Genomic DNA, 12,192 nt, shown 5'->3' with positions numbered 1-12,192 from the left:
TCACTGAGGGGCTCCTGTAATGCCCTACTTAACCGTTTCGATGGTCGAGCCGTGAGAGTTCATCACGTAAACCTGATCGCCCGGATAGATAAACTGGTAACGGATGCCATCAAAGGCGCGCTTCTTCGCATGCTCAGGGCTTTCGAAGTCTTCAATCAGGACGGCGATAGCGTCATGGTCCAATACGCCGTCACGCTCACTGACGATCAACTCTTCTTCCTGGAGTGCGTTTTTGCATTCTGGATCGGCATACACATCCGGCAGCCAGATAGCAAAGTCAGGATTGGAATGGTCATTGGTCAGCTTGAGGATGTCGTCAAATCGCTCTGAGTCTGCGCGTGCCACTGTAAACGTAGGCATTTCGCAGATATGGGTTACGCCGTTGATGATGGTTTTTACTGTGAACATAGTTACTTCCTTCTTCGTCTTCTGGTTACCAAAAAAAAGCCCCGCTATTGCGAGGCTGTTATTTGAGGCACTGCTCTTTGATATAGTCCTGCAGGTATCCGACCTGCTTCGTCACTGTGGCGATTCGCTCTCTGAGGGTGAAATAATCCCGTTCAGCGGAGTCAGTAAGTCGGGGGCCGGAAGCATCGCCCAGGCCGCCGGTGCTGGTCGTTCCGTTCGCGGGACATGTGGCGTTGACGTGCAGCCCACACTTGCCATCGCGAACACAACGCTGCAGATCATCAAGCTGCTTTTTTGCATCGGACAATTCCTTCGTGTATTTGGCATCCAGCGCAGCTACATCACGCTGACGAGTCTGCATGTCTTTGATGGTGGCTTTAGCCAGGCGGAGATTTTTGGTGGCCTTATCGCGCTGGTCTTTGTAATTGATGGCGTTGCCGCGGTAGTGGTTAATCGCCCAGGCCATCGAAACCAGCAGGCAGATAACGACAGCGCAGATGATTGCTGTTAATCGGCTCATTTCACACCATCCAGGCAGAGCGCCTTTTCTTTCCCGGCGCGAGTTACCAGACCCGGAAGAACCTTGCCACCACCCCATACCCAGCGAGGGAACTGGTTGCATGCCGCCGTGATATTCCCACTTCTGAGAAGAGAGTACATCGTGGAGGTGCGCATGTTTCCGCAGCCAGCACGAAACGTTACCGATACAGCTGCTGAGAAAGTATCGTCAGATAGCTTTCTGCCATTCCCGTAGCGGTTAACACAGGACTCAGCATCAAGGATGTTGCGTTCCCACTCGGCTGCGATCTGCTGGTCAGACTTAACGGTGCCTGGCTTCACGCCATGCGTGTTCCCCATGCCGTCAGTCAGCACGCCTGCCGGGCAGACATATGGGTCACGTCGGCAAGATTCGGCGTTGCCGATTAACTCCAGCCCGCGCTCGTTTGTTCTGACGTGTCCCGCGTTCATCACAATGGCGATGATCGTTCCGACGGAGCAGACAATGCCCGCCGCGCCGCTTTTCTTACTCAGTTTCAACTGGGCCACCGGAAATTCTCCGCATTGCCTCCGTAACCACCTCGGCGGCAGCCGGGCGATCGGAGTGGGGTTTTTTGCCTACGTCAGATAAGTAGTTTTCCAGCATCTGGGTGCGTTTCCTTTCCTCTGCCATACGCTCACGCTCTTCTTTACGTTTTGCGTAATAGGTTTTTATCGTGAAGAACGCAGATATAAGCGCACCGATAATAAACACGTAATCCTGCAGGCTAAGCAAAGAGAACAGGCCCAAGGCCGCCGACCACCAGTACGGCAGATCGTGTCCATTTGTTGGGTTCATACGTTGCATTCCACACCTCCGGGTCCGGGGTGCTGTTTGGTAGTTGGGAAAAGGCCGTCAGACACGATAGCTACGGGGTATCTGGAATTGATTGTCTGCGGCCTGAATAAAAAACCCGGCGACAGGCTGGCAATGTGAGGGTAAGGCAATGTCGGCTCTCTGGCCGTAAATACCCTGGCTGGGTTGGTGTGTGGTGTTGCTGGGCGGCGATGACGCCTGTACGCATTTGTTAATCCGGTACTGCTTCCGGCGGTCGCTTAATTTACCACAACGGATAGGGCACCAGCTTCGCCAGACCTGAGAGCAAGGCGGATTCAGGTTCCTTTGATGCCCTTTCCTGTTATGGGATCCGTTTCGTGGATCTGACGGGAAGGAGCGCTACTCTTCCACCTCATGCAAGATAACACCGCCACGATGATGATGTGTTTTGCTATCGGTATGAACGCAAAAAGCCCCGAGCTATTAACTCAGGGCTTTTATGGTCACTATCGCAACCAGTACTGCCTAGACACTTGCAGACCTCTCAGCCTGCTATGGTTGGAGTAGTCACGCAATCACGTGGTTTTACCAACTAGGCGGAATCGTTGGTGAGCCCCGCCTCTGTTATCTCACCAACACGCTCTTTCGTCTTTGACTGCCGAGCATACATGAAATATATACCTTCAATTTTGCGAAAGCAATGCATTTAGGACAATTTACCTAAATATTATGCCGCTTTTGGAAATTCCTTCTCAATTTCTCGCCTCATCGCATAAAAGATTTCTGAATCGAGCACGTTCTCGCACCAGACAACCCTGCGCCTGCATGACTGGATATCCATTCCGGTTACTGCATTCATCAGTCTGGCGATATCTTGCGTGCAATTGCGATTGCAATATCGCTTAATAGCTACATCGCGGACGGGGCTTTCACGGTGAAACGTCTTGATCATCACGCGTTCAACGAAAGCAGCATCATCGGATTCTTTGGCGAGAGCGATGATGTTGCTGAACGATGATTGAGGGATGACCAGTTCGCGAGCCTTCTTATAGAGCGCATCTCCACGCAGGCCATCTTCTTCGTACAGGCGCATGACAACAGACTCAATCTGCTTGGCCTTGTCATCACTCCACTGGCTGCGAATCATCAGGCGGCCGATAACGTTGATTGCACCACCCGGTGAATCATCTCCGGCATTAACCTTTCCCCATACCTGGAGCATGTAGTGAACCCATGCTTTCTGGCGTGAGTTGATGGTTTTCTTTGGGTGCTTCCATACGCGGCGGAAATGAGCATCGTCGATGAAGTTGACCATGCCAAATATCGGTGTGTGCCTCATGCGGCCTCCGGGTCATGGTCTGGCTTATTCGTTCCGAGCCGATTACGCACTTCCCGCAGCTGCTCGCGCACATACTCAAGACTGCGCTCAAGCTCATGCTCTTTGCCAATCAGCACCTGCTCGGTATGTATATCGCGCTGACGCTGCCATTTGACTTGCTGGATGTTAGTTACTGAGCACATTTCGACCTCCTGTTCCATGCGCGAATAGCATCGCGTTTGGTTCGGTATGTTTCGGTGATTGGGTTTATCAGGCATGATTTACTGGAGCATCCGGCAAATACACCATCTCCATCCGCTGTTAGTTCCGCTTCATCTCCACAAAATGGGCATTTTAACAATGAAGCCCAATGGGGAAGTTTGAGGTCATAAATCATGCTGCCTCGCTATATCTCTTACGGAGTTTTTCGTAATGACGAGCCCGGCGCTTGAATATTGATTTCACTCGCTTCAGGTAGTCGATATCGAATTTTCTGGTTTTATTGTCGTGTTCGATGCGCTCGACAATTTCCAGTCCGTACTTTTTGATGAGATTTATTCGGTATGGGATGGGGTTTCCAGACAGGTCACGATTGCACACGACGCAGCTGGAGTTGTTGTTGAACACGTTAAACCTAAGCCACGGAGCCGCTCCTCTTGACCGGTAGTGGCTAGCATCCACTGCGCCACCTCTTACGCCGTAATTGAGCTGCCTCTCGCAGGATATGCATGGCTTTCCATAGTCACGCCAGAAGATGAACTTATTTACCGCTGCCTGAGCCTCTTTGTTCCAGTCCGATCTGGTCTTTAAGGCCTCCCTTCTCTGCCTTAAGTCAGCGCTTTGCTCACGTTCGCGTTTGCGCTGTTCACGCGCAGCAATTTCCGCATGGCGTTTCTTATTGAACGCAATGGCGCACTTGTAGTTGTGGCAGACTTTCTGGAGAGAACTTCGGGGGGTGTATTCGGTAGAGCAGATTGGGCAGGTCTTAGGCTTAGGCGGTTTATTTATTGATTTCACCATAATTGCCACCATTTTTCTTTCCGTGGTTAAAGTGGAATCCGTATTTTTTTTCAGCATCTAGCCTTGCATTGACAGCATCATCAAATTTTGAATACATTCCAAGATAAATGTTTTTCCCGTCCACTACTATTTGCGCCTGCCACTTTGCTCTACTTTCCCTCCAATATACTCCAGCATAACCACTTTTATTATTTGATGGCATTGACATATTTTTCATGTTCTCGCAATTACCATTAACCAGCCTTAGATTTTCAATTCTATTATCAATCCTCACATGGTTTTGATGGTCTATATGCTTTCCATTAGGAATTCTACCGTTGAAGAGAACCCATATTAATCTATGAGACAAGTACTTTACTCCATTTATCATCACTCTTCTGTACCCTGCGTTATGTAAGCTTCCAGCTTCGTTTCCTTTCTTCGCTCGGCTTCCGCAGTTAATTTTCCAATAAAGCCTTCCATCTCTATATTCAAATAGTTGCTTTATTTCATCTTGCGTTATTTCAAAATTACCTTTATCCATTCGTCAGCTCCTTCTGTCGCTCATCTTCGTTAGAGAAGTCTTCTCCGTCGATTGGCAATAGGCATTCGCCAGGAATCAAAGCAAAGTGCATACGTTGCGCATCGCCATTTAGTTGACAAATCAAATCACCCACAATTAGCCATGCGTCACCTCTAGGAGGCTTATCTGCATATAACTGACCTTCAAATTCGAATGTCTGCCCGTTAGGAATGAACTCAATTACATCAACAGCCTTTCCGTCATTAACGCGATAGAAGCCACCAATTACTAACGCTTTACAGCCAGGTCGTAACTCACTCATCATCTTCCTCCGTCATAAATCCGTTAGGGTCGCGATACGCTATTGCCAGTGAGGCGCACTCTTCACAGCAATGAACCTCGCCATCTGATAGCTCCTTCGTGCATCCTGCGCATAACGTTCGACGTATGCTCTGCTGCTCGTAGGATTGGGCTTCTGATTGGCTAAGCATTGGAATGTTCCCGCTTCATCAGGAAAGCGATCATCGCGGTACGAAGTGGATTTTTACCCTCTACAGCCTTGGTGACTAACTCATCAGTACCAAATGCTCCTATTGGCGCGTCATATTCGTAAGATGCTTCCCACGTTCCGCTGTAACTGTTTAGGGAAATTTCGCTATCTACAATAATCGGGCCAGCATCGGACCAGTTGTTGCAGTAGTCAATCCACATATTTATGTGATTCAACAAGACGACAGATGGAGGTCGAGTTTTGCTTTCAATGAAGGTTTTATCTGGATGCTGTATTTTTGCTACCAACATATTTATTTCTTGGTCTGTTATCTGTGAATAGTCCATATCAATGCACCCTGTCTGATGTTGTTTGCTCCGGATCAACTACCTGAATAACCATATCCATGTCGTCAAACTGGCAGATGTAACAGTCAGCAAAATTGGCCTCCATTTGGCCTTCTGCGTAACCGCGTACCCAGTTCATAATCATTCCTACAGAGTCAACGCCGTCACCTTCCATATCTTCGAGAAGGTCAGCGAGTCGGTCTGCGTAGTCATCGTCTAAGGTGCTCATGGCTATTTCCTCGCACGCTCACGCAGCCATCGGATATCCCACAGATGCGCGGTGTAATTAAACGTTGTTACGTCTGATTCGGTAGGTACTGGCTTGGGTTTGTTTCTGGAGCGTTTGGTGGGGATGAATATCATATTGTCCATTGCGATTTGGGTTATGCTTCGTCGCTATCTTGCCACACATCCTCCTTTGTCTCAGGCAGTGGGAAGTCGCCTACAGGTGACCTTTCGCACCGCATGCACCATCGATTCCAGTAAGGCTGATCTGGACAGAATCGCTTGTCGTCTTTCCGCTCTCCGCATCGGTCACATCGGATCATGTCGATATACACCTCAGAAAAATGAATAGAGCTGATTCAGCACGTTCTGGTCTTTCGTCTTGCCAAACACATGCTTGATAGCTGCGTTAATCATGGCGCTGTAGCAACGCTCGAATTCATCTGCCTCCATGCTGCCGTATGACAGGCTTTTAGCCTCTGCCCTAACCTCACCGCGAATGTTCGTCACCATGTCGTAGAAGCCAGCCAGTATCGTCAGGTCTTTCCTGAACCGGTTGAACTGAGTGGTTTCGTCGGCATGCTCAAGCCCTGCCCTTTCAGCAGCCCAGTGCTGAAAGCAGAAGTTGAAGAACGCGAACATTTTTCGATGGAATGCAGGGTTGCGGGTTAACTTGAATTCGGCTGTGTACATCTCGCCGTTTTGAAACTTGGTAAGGCGGGGGAGATCATGCTCAAACGCCGGAACGAATACTCCCCATGCGGTCTTGATCATCTCGATTTGCATAAGTTGGCCTCATACTCACCTCAGAATGTATATGGCAGTAATAATCCCAATAGCCGCTACCTGATATTTGATAAGCTTCCGTAGATTCCACTGTTCATCCCAAAGGATTGCAGCCACTGCTGAGCCAATACACATGCCAGCTGCTAAGCCGCTTATCATTCCACTCATACTCACTCCTTCACTTTGATTCCAGCGGCGCGGATGGCTTCGATGACATCATCACGCCCCTCTTCGTAATATTTGTTTGTAACGTTCGTAATTTCTTTATCCAGAACTATCTCGATGGCTGCGCGAGATGCCTTCCATGCATCGTATTGCCCGTCAATATCTTGGTCTACAAAGTAGTCATGGTCTGGTGAGTAAATTACGTCCCATGGCTCCCTTGTACTTGTCTCATAAAATTCTTCCCACCATTTCTGAAACTGCTTTCTTGATTCGTCCATATTCCTCTCCATCACTCGTCAATGAAAATCAGGCCTTTTGGGCAGGAGTCCCAGAAGTTACCTTTGCGGTCGGTCATCGTGTACCAGAGGCCGGGATTCATTCGCCCTGTCACTCTTTTCTGTTTCACGAAGTAGGCATCGCGGCGCGGGTTGTCTTCACCTGCCACAAGGTTTCGCATTTTGTCCCCAAACTGAGGTTTTCGACCTGCGTTAATAGCTTCTGCTTTCTCGTGAATTTCTAAAATGTGCGGATATGTCATCATTCCTCTCCATCAGCGTGCTGGGGTGTTAGTTAAGTGGCGTAAATGTGTAATCGTCGTCATGTGGCACTTCGTCATGCACATACACAAACCCGCCTTCTTCTGTCATGTAAACCACGTTGAACTCATCACGAGCAGGTTCAATATGGCGTTGGCAATATGGGCAATAATGCGCGTGTTCAGATGGCTCGCTCACTTCGCACCTCTCTCAATCTCTGGTTGATAAATGCAGTTAACGGGTTAGCTGCGCCGAAGTTAAATACTGGCTTCTTGCTGTATACCCATGCATTCTTGTGGCACCAGTCACGATGAAGCTCTCCGTTTTCATGAAGGTGCTTGAGCATTTTCGTAACGAGTCGCTTGTCGATTCCTGTTGCGGTTGATATCTCTACTGCCATTCCAGTTTCATGCTCGTCCAGATAGCGCAGAACAGCTTCTGTGCGCTCATGATGAAGTGAAGCAAGCCGATAGTGCTTAACGCTGTTACTGATGCGATCAACCTCAACTAGGCCGTCTGCGATAAGGTCACGCAGTAGCAGGTTGATATGTGATTTCTGGCATCCTAGGAGTTTTGCGAATTGTGCTGCTGAGGTGGGAATGTTTGTTTCAAGGTGGTTGAGTATTTTGTCTCGTGTGTTCATTGCTTCCCCCGCAATGTTTTAAAGTGTTATTCCTGCGTGATGGCTGGCCTCTTTGATAAAGCGACGCAAGATATCTCTATCAACCCATTGCTTTTCAGTAAGGTGGAAAATCCAACTGACAATCTGCTCACCTGTCTTGCATGAGCTCAAGGCGATTTCATAATCTCCGTCGATGTAGTCTCCGGGAATATGGAAAACGATATGAGTGTCATCTACGGTAACGATGCGAGAGAGCTCTTCTTCTCTGCGCATGTATTCCTGTGCGTCAATTTTCTTTAGTGTCATACCGGTGCTCCTTTTGCGTACCTTCTGCCTTGCGCTGGCTTGCTGTCTGTAGAAGCTTTGCGCGCCTCTTCCTGGTCGCAATCATGAAAATGTCCGTTAATGAATCGTTGGTACACTGTGCCAAGCGATCCAAACCTGTTTTTGGTAACGATTATTTCTGCAAACGGTGCTGCGGGGGAGTTCTCATCATACACCGCTTCACGGTAAAGCATGATGATGGAGTCAGCATCCTGCTCAATGCTTCCTGAGTCACGGAGGTCTGAGTTATTTGGACGCTTGTTAGGACGGTCCTCAACCTTTCTCGACAACTGGCTAAGAGAGATAACCGTTGTGCGAAGCTCTTTAGCCATTGCCTTGAGGCTTCCGGAGATATGAGCTATAGCAAGGTCATTTCGCTCTGATTTTGGCTTATCAATCAGTCCAAGATAATCGACCATGATGAGAGATAGGTCCGGATGCTCCTGTTTGTGACGCTCTGCAATGCTTCGGATTTGCTCTACCGTTAGCTTTGACGCGTCTACCAACCATACATCCAACTCTTTGAGAGCATATATTCCATTCGCAATACGAGCCCAACCTTCGTCGTCCAACTTGGCTGGATTTCTAAGAACGTTTACTGACATATTCCCAGTACCGGCAATGCTCCTCTCCGCGATCTGCGTCTTACTCATCTCCATTGAGAAAATAAGAACACCACGCTTGCGATTTGTGCCAGGTATCTCTTTCGATGCAACTCCCTCGGCTATCTTGAGAGATATTTCCGTCTTTCCACACCCGGGGCGAGCTGCGATGATTACAAGGTCTTCTGGATTCATTCCGCCAGTAATTGCATCCAGATCTGAAATGCCAGTTTTAAGCGTGTCAGATTCCTCTCCATTGCGTAGTCGCTTGTCCAAGATATCTGTGTACTCAGTGAGAACTTCCTTCAGATGGACAGGTTTAACTTCCCCTCTTGGTTTTCGAATAAGTGATAACTTAGTCGTTAACTCGTCTATAGCTGCCGCCGAAGTGTCACGCGTTCCGTTGCTGATCACACCTCGCACATCGTCAATAAGCTTGAGTACCATTCGGCGCTCATGCATATCAGCTACCATTCCTGCATAACCTTTCAGGTTTGCTGTGCTTGGACAGTTTTTGGCAGTCTCCATCACGTCGGCAAAATGTTCATCGCCGCACTCTTCAGCCACCATCAGTCCATCGATCATGTTTCTTGTGCGAGCATGTTTGCGGATGACAGAGAAGACTTTCTGGTAAAGCGGAATGGCAAAAGATTCTGGCTCAAGCATCTCCAGCACATCGTTTGCAGATGGCGTTAACCCTCCCAGGAGAAGTCCGCCGATAACGCTGGCCTCGATATCCTGTCTCATAGTGTTCCCTCACGAATTTTGGTTAAAACTTTAGGTCGAAGCAGATAATCAAAATCAGCGGACCAGCCGCGATCGTTATCTCCAAAGTGGAAAGGTCTTGCCATGCGCATAAACGCATTGACGTATGCCTTGAACCCGTCAAGGTTTTTAGTTGCCAGAGAGCCGATAAGCGTTTTCAGCTTGCGCTTTCTCTCGTCATTGACCTCTATGGCATGTGGCAATCTGTCTCCCACAATCTCGTTATAGGCTTCGAAATACTCTTCGTAGTTGATGTGAACAGCCTTCCGTCTTGCAGGTTTAACCGGCGCGCGGTCATCGCAAGATGACTGTGTGTTTTTATTATTTATATTCTTGTTAAACCCTTCTTGTTCATGTTGTGCGGGTATATGTGCGGCTTCATGTGCGGCACCACCATTTAAAGCCGCGCCATTACTGGCTTCGACATGTGCGGGTATATGTGCGGCTTCATGTGCGGGTAAATTGTCTGTTTTTTGGGCGTATTCATGGTAATTTTTGATGGTCACCACTCGGCCTTTTTGCTTCTCTCCATCAATGGAAATCATTCCTTCCTTCACAAAAACATTAAGCATCCTCTCAACCTGATCTCGAGTTGCTGGCTTACCATTTCTATCGCATAACTGAAGTCCTAAATCAGCAGCCGTCACAACCAGTTGACCGGGATCCAAATGCCAAACATGCCCTTTAAAATTCGCTGTGTATGGCTTTCTTGCTGCGTTCAGGAGCAGGTTTTCCCATAGGGTGCGGAGATAAACATCTTTCGCCCATGGCTGCTTCAGAACGCTCCGGTACAACGGGATGTAACCTGTCTTCTGGTTCTCCATCCTGTTGCTCCTGCGCTCGTGTGCGGCGCTGAAATCGTAAACAATTGCAGTGCTTTCCATGGCTATCGACCCTCACGGAATACTTTCAGGATCTCGTTGAACTGCTCTACAGAGAAGTCCTGCTTGAGAAGCCTTTCGAGGAAGGAATTTGGAATGAACGTATATCCGTCTTCAACTGGCAAATCCTTCAGGAGAGCCTTAGCTTCAGACTTCATAAGCTCAAACTTAGCTACGCTGGAAAACATCATTGCGGTTTTAGAATCGATGGATTGAAGGAAGCGAGAACGCTTAACTTCTTTGTGCAAATCGGTATTTTTTCGCATATAATTACTCCTGTTGAATGTGTTGTTGACGTAACACAGTGACTCAAAAATCCAATGTGATTTGCTCTAAACGCTCAGTTACCGCTGGGCGTTTTTTGCTTTCTGGCATAACAGCTGCAATAGCCTGCCTTGCCACTTCACGAATCAGGCTTGTCTCCCAGACCTTCTCCAGAAGAACGAACGTCACCGCCATATCGTGGATGTTTAATCGACTCACCTTTGAATCAGCCCATCCCGCCATCTTTGCGAAATTTGTCTGACCCATTGAAACGAGTCGGGCACGAAGCTCTGTTTCCACTTCGCGTACCTTTTTGCTGTGATTTGCTAGTTCCATAAAATATTATTTTCCTCAGTTAAATAGTTAGTTACGCATCGGTTGATGCGATTTGAAGTTTGAGGTTCGCTTTTCAGCGACGTAGGACGAATGTCCGTTGTGGGAGTGGTGCTTATGCGGCTTTCTTATTGCTTGGGAATGGCTTCACTTCTTCCGCATCAATGCTGCCGTCAGGTTTAACTGTTAAAAAAATCTTTCTACCAGAGCGAATAGCCTTGTTAATTGCACTTTGGTAAACGCCAAGATCTTGTGCGGTCTTGGTTTGACCAAAACGCAGGGCATAATCTTTCAGGGTTATGCGCTGTTCCATACAACCTCCTTAGTACATGGATTCATTATCACCGCTAGAGGTAAAATAGTCAACACGCACGGTGTTAGATGTTTATCCCCTGCGGTGATAAATTTGACGTATGAGCGCTAAAAAGAAACCACTAACCAAAGAGCAGCTTGAAGACGCTATGCGTTTGAAGGCTATATACGAGAAAAAGAAATCAGAGCTTGGCCTATCTCAAGAAGGCATTGCTTTTTCCATGGGGATCGGGCAATCAGCTGTTGGGGCGATTTTAAACGGCGTAAATGCCCTTAATGCGAACAATGCAGCCATGCTGGCAAACATTCTTCAGGTAGGAATAGAGGAATTTAGTCCGTCAATAGCCAAAGAGATTTCTGACTTGTACAGAGCCATAGGCGCAGATGTACAGAAGAGAAACGAGTATGAGTATCCAGTCTTCTCGCATGTGCAAGCTGGTATGTTTTCTCCTGAATTTCGAACGTTTACTCAGCGAGACGCTGAGGGATGGGTGAGTACAACGAAGAAAGCCAGCGATGCTGCTTTCTGGCTAGAGGTAGATGGTCACTCAATGACAGCTCCTGCCGGATCACGCCCAAGCTTCCCTGAAGGAATGCTTATCCTTGTTGATCCAGAGGAGCCGGTTGACCCAGGTGATTTCTGCATTGCGCGGTTGGGTGGTGATGAGTTCACTTTCAAAAGACTGATCAGGGATAGCGGACAGGCATTCCTTCAACCGTTAAACCCCCAGTTTCCTATGATTCCATGTAATGAGAACTGTCGAGTTGTTGGCAAGGTAGTAGCCAGCCAGTGGCCTGACGAGACGTTTGGGTGATAGTTCTGATAAGAGAGAGGTCGCAGAAATGCGGCCTTTTAACTGGAAAAGATAACGGAGCATAGCTAAGAAACATATAAGCTATTATTTCTTGCTTACGCTGTATTTTACTAATTATTACAATTTACATTTTCCTTGTAATATCAATGATATACCTAGAAA

27 protein-coding genes are annotated in these 12,192 nt (G+C 47.9%); 1 reads left to right on the top strand and 26 read right to left on the bottom strand.

The genetic code is table 11. The features are described from left to right. Positions 1–24: 24 nt before the first annotated feature. The 26 genes from ACLHV9_RS05985 to ACLHV9_RS05860 all read right to left on the bottom strand — a co-directional run bounded on the left by ACLHV9_RS05985 (position 25) and on the right by ACLHV9_RS05860 (position 11,216). Entirely contained in the window at positions 25–408 is a 384-nt protein-coding gene (locus tag ACLHV9_RS05985; RefSeq protein WP_164954836.1) for a hypothetical protein, read from the bottom strand. Between the two features lie 58 nt (positions 409–466). Then, positions 467–928, bottom strand: a complete 462-nt coding sequence (locus ACLHV9_RS05980; protein ID WP_407220271.1) for a lysis protein — start codon at positions 926–928, stop codon at positions 467–469. Further along, positions 925–1,377 carry a lysozyme gene (locus ACLHV9_RS05975; RefSeq protein WP_332617030.1) on the bottom strand — a complete coding sequence of 151 codons (453 nt, stop codon included), beginning with the start codon at positions 1,375–1,377 and terminating at the stop codon, positions 925–927. Before ACLHV9_RS05975 ends, ACLHV9_RS05980 begins: the two co-directional genes overlap by 4 nt. Positions 1,378–1,432: 55 nt before the next feature. Then, positions 1,433–1,753: a hypothetical protein gene (locus tag ACLHV9_RS05970; protein WP_332616962.1), complete on the bottom strand. Its 321-nt coding sequence runs from the start codon at positions 1,751–1,753 to the stop codon at positions 1,433–1,435. A 697-nt stretch (positions 1,754–2,450) separates the two neighbouring features. Beyond that, positions 2,451–3,062: a hypothetical protein gene (locus tag ACLHV9_RS05965; RefSeq protein ID WP_407220270.1), complete on the bottom strand. Its 612-nt coding sequence runs from the start codon at positions 3,060–3,062 to the stop codon at positions 2,451–2,453. Further along, positions 3,059–3,244 (bottom strand): hypothetical protein, encoded by a 186-nt coding sequence (locus tag ACLHV9_RS05960; RefSeq protein ID WP_129324739.1) that lies wholly within the window; start codon positions 3,242–3,244, stop codon positions 3,059–3,061. Before ACLHV9_RS05960 ends, ACLHV9_RS05965 begins: the two co-directional genes overlap by 4 nt. Continuing rightward, a complete protein-coding gene (locus ACLHV9_RS05955) occupies positions 3,232–3,438 on the bottom strand; it encodes a Lar family restriction alleviation protein (RefSeq protein WP_129324740.1) in 207 nt (68 codons plus the stop codon). Before ACLHV9_RS05955 ends, ACLHV9_RS05960 begins: the two co-directional genes overlap by 13 nt. Beyond that, positions 3,435–4,073 carry a recombination protein NinG gene (locus tag ACLHV9_RS05950; protein ID WP_407220269.1) on the bottom strand — a complete coding sequence of 213 codons (639 nt, stop codon included), beginning with the start codon at positions 4,071–4,073 and terminating at the stop codon, positions 3,435–3,437. Before ACLHV9_RS05950 ends, ACLHV9_RS05955 begins: the two co-directional genes overlap by 4 nt. Further along, positions 4,042–4,584 (bottom strand): HNH endonuclease, encoded by a 543-nt coding sequence (locus ACLHV9_RS05945; RefSeq protein WP_407220268.1) that lies wholly within the window; start codon positions 4,582–4,584, stop codon positions 4,042–4,044. Before ACLHV9_RS05945 ends, ACLHV9_RS05950 begins: the two co-directional genes overlap by 32 nt. Beyond that, a complete protein-coding gene (locus tag ACLHV9_RS05940) occupies positions 4,577–4,888 on the bottom strand; it encodes a hypothetical protein (protein ID WP_407220267.1) in 312 nt (103 codons plus the stop codon). The genes ACLHV9_RS05945 and ACLHV9_RS05940 overlap by 8 nt, the downstream gene beginning before the upstream one ends. Next, on the bottom strand, positions 4,878–5,054 hold the full coding sequence (locus ACLHV9_RS05935; protein ID WP_368526246.1) for a protein NinF: 177 nt from the start codon (positions 5,052–5,054) through the stop codon (positions 4,878–4,880). The genes ACLHV9_RS05940 and ACLHV9_RS05935 overlap by 11 nt, the downstream gene beginning before the upstream one ends. Then, the gene (locus ACLHV9_RS05930; protein WP_407220266.1) at positions 5,047–5,400 is read right to left on the bottom strand and encodes a phage protein NinX family protein; all 354 of its coding nucleotides are present in this window, start codon (positions 5,398–5,400) and stop codon (positions 5,047–5,049) included. Before ACLHV9_RS05930 ends, ACLHV9_RS05935 begins: the two co-directional genes overlap by 8 nt. Position 5,401: 1 nt before the next feature. Beyond that, a complete protein-coding gene (locus ACLHV9_RS05925) occupies positions 5,402–5,629 on the bottom strand; it encodes a hypothetical protein (protein WP_407220265.1) in 228 nt (75 codons plus the stop codon). A 2-nt stretch (positions 5,630–5,631) separates the two neighbouring features. Continuing rightward, a complete protein-coding gene (locus ACLHV9_RS05920) occupies positions 5,632–5,772 on the bottom strand; it encodes a NinE family protein (RefSeq protein WP_407220264.1) in 141 nt (46 codons plus the stop codon). A gap of 11 nt (positions 5,773–5,783) precedes the next feature. Continuing rightward, complete coding sequence (gene ninD, locus ACLHV9_RS05915; RefSeq protein WP_407220263.1) at positions 5,784–5,948, bottom strand: protein NinD; 165 nt, start codon at positions 5,946–5,948, stop codon at positions 5,784–5,786. Between the two features lie 13 nt (positions 5,949–5,961). Next, positions 5,962–6,411 carry a DUF1367 family protein gene (locus ACLHV9_RS05910; protein WP_407220262.1) on the bottom strand — a complete coding sequence of 150 codons (450 nt, stop codon included), beginning with the start codon at positions 6,409–6,411 and terminating at the stop codon, positions 5,962–5,964. Between the two features lie 170 nt (positions 6,412–6,581). Next, complete coding sequence (locus ACLHV9_RS05905; protein ID WP_407220261.1) at positions 6,582–6,854, bottom strand: hypothetical protein; 273 nt, start codon at positions 6,852–6,854, stop codon at positions 6,582–6,584. An 11-nt stretch (positions 6,855–6,865) separates the two neighbouring features. Beyond that, positions 6,866–7,033 carry a hypothetical protein gene (locus ACLHV9_RS05900; protein WP_407220260.1) on the bottom strand — a complete coding sequence of 56 codons (168 nt, stop codon included), beginning with the start codon at positions 7,031–7,033 and terminating at the stop codon, positions 6,866–6,868. A gap of 109 nt (positions 7,034–7,142) precedes the next feature. Continuing rightward, positions 7,143–7,310 (bottom strand): hypothetical protein, encoded by a 168-nt coding sequence (locus ACLHV9_RS05895; protein ID WP_407220259.1) that lies wholly within the window; start codon positions 7,308–7,310, stop codon positions 7,143–7,145. Then, a complete protein-coding gene (locus ACLHV9_RS05890) occupies positions 7,294–7,755 on the bottom strand; it encodes a transcriptional regulator (RefSeq protein WP_407220258.1) in 462 nt (153 codons plus the stop codon). Before ACLHV9_RS05890 ends, ACLHV9_RS05895 begins: the two co-directional genes overlap by 17 nt. A gap of 18 nt (positions 7,756–7,773) precedes the next feature. Next, positions 7,774–8,040 (bottom strand): hypothetical protein, encoded by a 267-nt coding sequence (locus ACLHV9_RS05885; protein ID WP_213789308.1) that lies wholly within the window; start codon positions 8,038–8,040, stop codon positions 7,774–7,776. Beyond that, entirely contained in the window at positions 8,037–9,407 is a 1,371-nt protein-coding gene (locus ACLHV9_RS05880) for a replicative DNA helicase (RefSeq protein WP_407220257.1), read from the bottom strand. Before ACLHV9_RS05880 ends, ACLHV9_RS05885 begins: the two co-directional genes overlap by 4 nt. Continuing rightward, the gene (locus tag ACLHV9_RS05875) at positions 9,404–10,249 is read right to left on the bottom strand and encodes a replication protein (protein WP_407220256.1); all 846 of its coding nucleotides are present in this window, start codon (positions 10,247–10,249) and stop codon (positions 9,404–9,406) included. The genes ACLHV9_RS05880 and ACLHV9_RS05875 overlap by 4 nt, the downstream gene beginning before the upstream one ends. Before the next feature lie 62 nt (positions 10,250–10,311). Further along, positions 10,312–10,572, bottom strand: coding sequence for a hypothetical protein (locus ACLHV9_RS05870; protein ID WP_407220255.1), 261 nt, complete (start codon positions 10,570–10,572; stop codon positions 10,312–10,314). Positions 10,573–10,615: 43 nt separating this feature from the next. Beyond that, the gene (locus ACLHV9_RS05865) at positions 10,616–10,906 is read right to left on the bottom strand and encodes a CII family transcriptional regulator (protein WP_023972039.1); all 291 of its coding nucleotides are present in this window, start codon (positions 10,904–10,906) and stop codon (positions 10,616–10,618) included. Positions 10,907–11,018: 112 nt separating this feature from the next. Beyond that, positions 11,019–11,216, bottom strand: a complete 198-nt coding sequence (locus tag ACLHV9_RS05860; RefSeq protein ID WP_013098070.1) for a Cro/CI family transcriptional regulator — start codon at positions 11,214–11,216, stop codon at positions 11,019–11,021. A 100-nt stretch (positions 11,217–11,316) separates the two neighbouring features. On the opposite strand from ACLHV9_RS05860, the gene ACLHV9_RS05855 reads away from it, so the two are divergent. Continuing rightward, positions 11,317–12,030 (top strand): LexA family protein, encoded by a 714-nt coding sequence (locus ACLHV9_RS05855; RefSeq protein WP_302111505.1) that lies wholly within the window; start codon positions 11,317–11,319, stop codon positions 12,028–12,030. Positions 12,031–12,192 lie beyond the last annotated feature (162 nt).

Source organism: Enterobacter sp. CPE_E890, assembly GCF_046521475.1.
In the GTDB taxonomy this organism is placed as follows: domain Bacteria; phylum Pseudomonadota; class Gammaproteobacteria; order Enterobacterales; family Enterobacteriaceae; genus Enterobacter; species Enterobacter adelaidei.
Note: the sequence above shows the minus strand (reverse complement) of the source record. Positions and strands in the feature narration are given on the sequence as shown.

Coding starts and splice junctions, on each gene's coding strand:
- ACLHV9_RS05960 (WP_129324739.1), bottom strand. CDS start 3,244: ATGTGCTCAGTAACTAACATCCAGCAAGTCAAATGGCAGCGTCAGCGC.
- ninD (WP_407220263.1), bottom strand. CDS start 5,948: ATGATCCGATGTGACCGATGCGGAGAGCGGAAAGACGACAAGCGATTC.
- ACLHV9_RS05930 (WP_407220266.1), bottom strand. CDS start 5,400: ATGGACTATTCACAGATAACAGACCAAGAAATAAATATGTTGGTAGCA.
- ACLHV9_RS05860 (WP_013098070.1), bottom strand. CDS start 11,216: ATGGAACAGCGCATAACCCTGAAAGATTATGCCCTGCGTTTTGGTCAA.
- ACLHV9_RS05900 (WP_407220260.1), bottom strand. CDS start 7,033: ATGCGAAACCTTGTGGCAGGTGAAGACAACCCGCGCCGCGATGCCTAC.
- ACLHV9_RS05975 (WP_332617030.1), bottom strand. CDS start 1,377: ATGAACGCGGGACACGTCAGAACAAACGAGCGCGGGCTGGAGTTAATC.
- ACLHV9_RS05955 (WP_129324740.1), bottom strand. CDS start 3,438: ATGATTTATGACCTCAAACTTCCCCATTGGGCTTCATTGTTAAAATGC.
- ACLHV9_RS05905 (WP_407220261.1), bottom strand. CDS start 6,854: ATGGACGAATCAAGAAAGCAGTTTCAGAAATGGTGGGAAGAATTTTAT.
- ACLHV9_RS05925 (WP_407220265.1), bottom strand. CDS start 5,629: ATGAGCACCTTAGACGATGACTACGCAGACCGACTCGCTGACCTTCTC.
- ACLHV9_RS05950 (WP_407220269.1), bottom strand. CDS start 4,073: ATGGTGGCAATTATGGTGAAATCAATAAATAAACCGCCTAAGCCTAAG.
- ACLHV9_RS05965 (WP_407220270.1), bottom strand. CDS start 3,062: ATGAGGCACACACCGATATTTGGCATGGTCAACTTCATCGACGATGCT.
- ACLHV9_RS05935 (WP_368526246.1), bottom strand. CDS start 5,054: ATGCTTAGCCAATCAGAAGCCCAATCCTACGAGCAGCAGAGCATACGT.
- ACLHV9_RS05855 (WP_302111505.1), top strand. CDS start 11,317: ATGAGCGCTAAAAAGAAACCACTAACCAAAGAGCAGCTTGAAGACGCT.
- ACLHV9_RS05875 (WP_407220256.1), bottom strand. CDS start 10,249: ATGGAGAACCAGAAGACAGGTTACATCCCGTTGTACCGGAGCGTTCTG.
- ACLHV9_RS05910 (WP_407220262.1), bottom strand. CDS start 6,411: ATGCAAATCGAGATGATCAAGACCGCATGGGGAGTATTCGTTCCGGCG.
- ACLHV9_RS05945 (WP_407220268.1), bottom strand. CDS start 4,584: ATGGATAAAGGTAATTTTGAAATAACGCAAGATGAAATAAAGCAACTA.
- ACLHV9_RS05980 (WP_407220271.1), bottom strand. CDS start 928: ATGAGCCGATTAACAGCAATCATCTGCGCTGTCGTTATCTGCCTGCTG.
- ACLHV9_RS05970 (WP_332616962.1), bottom strand. CDS start 1,753: ATGCAACGTATGAACCCAACAAATGGACACGATCTGCCGTACTGGTGG.
- ACLHV9_RS05920 (WP_407220264.1), bottom strand. CDS start 5,772: ATGGACAATATGATATTCATCCCCACCAAACGCTCCAGAAACAAACCC.
- ACLHV9_RS05890 (WP_407220258.1), bottom strand. CDS start 7,755: ATGAACACACGAGACAAAATACTCAACCACCTTGAAACAAACATTCCC.
- ACLHV9_RS05865 (WP_023972039.1), bottom strand. CDS start 10,906: ATGGAACTAGCAAATCACAGCAAAAAGGTACGCGAAGTGGAAACAGAG.
- ACLHV9_RS05885 (WP_213789308.1), bottom strand. CDS start 8,040: ATGACACTAAAGAAAATTGACGCACAGGAATACATGCGCAGAGAAGAA.
- ACLHV9_RS05940 (WP_407220267.1), bottom strand. CDS start 4,888: ATGATGAGTGAGTTACGACCTGGCTGTAAAGCGTTAGTAATTGGTGGC.
- ACLHV9_RS05870 (WP_407220255.1), bottom strand. CDS start 10,572: ATGCGAAAAAATACCGATTTGCACAAAGAAGTTAAGCGTTCTCGCTTC.
- ACLHV9_RS05880 (WP_407220257.1), bottom strand. CDS start 9,407: ATGAGACAGGATATCGAGGCCAGCGTTATCGGCGGACTTCTCCTGGGA.
- ACLHV9_RS05985 (WP_164954836.1), bottom strand. CDS start 408: ATGTTCACAGTAAAAACCATCATCAACGGCGTAACCCATATCTGCGAA.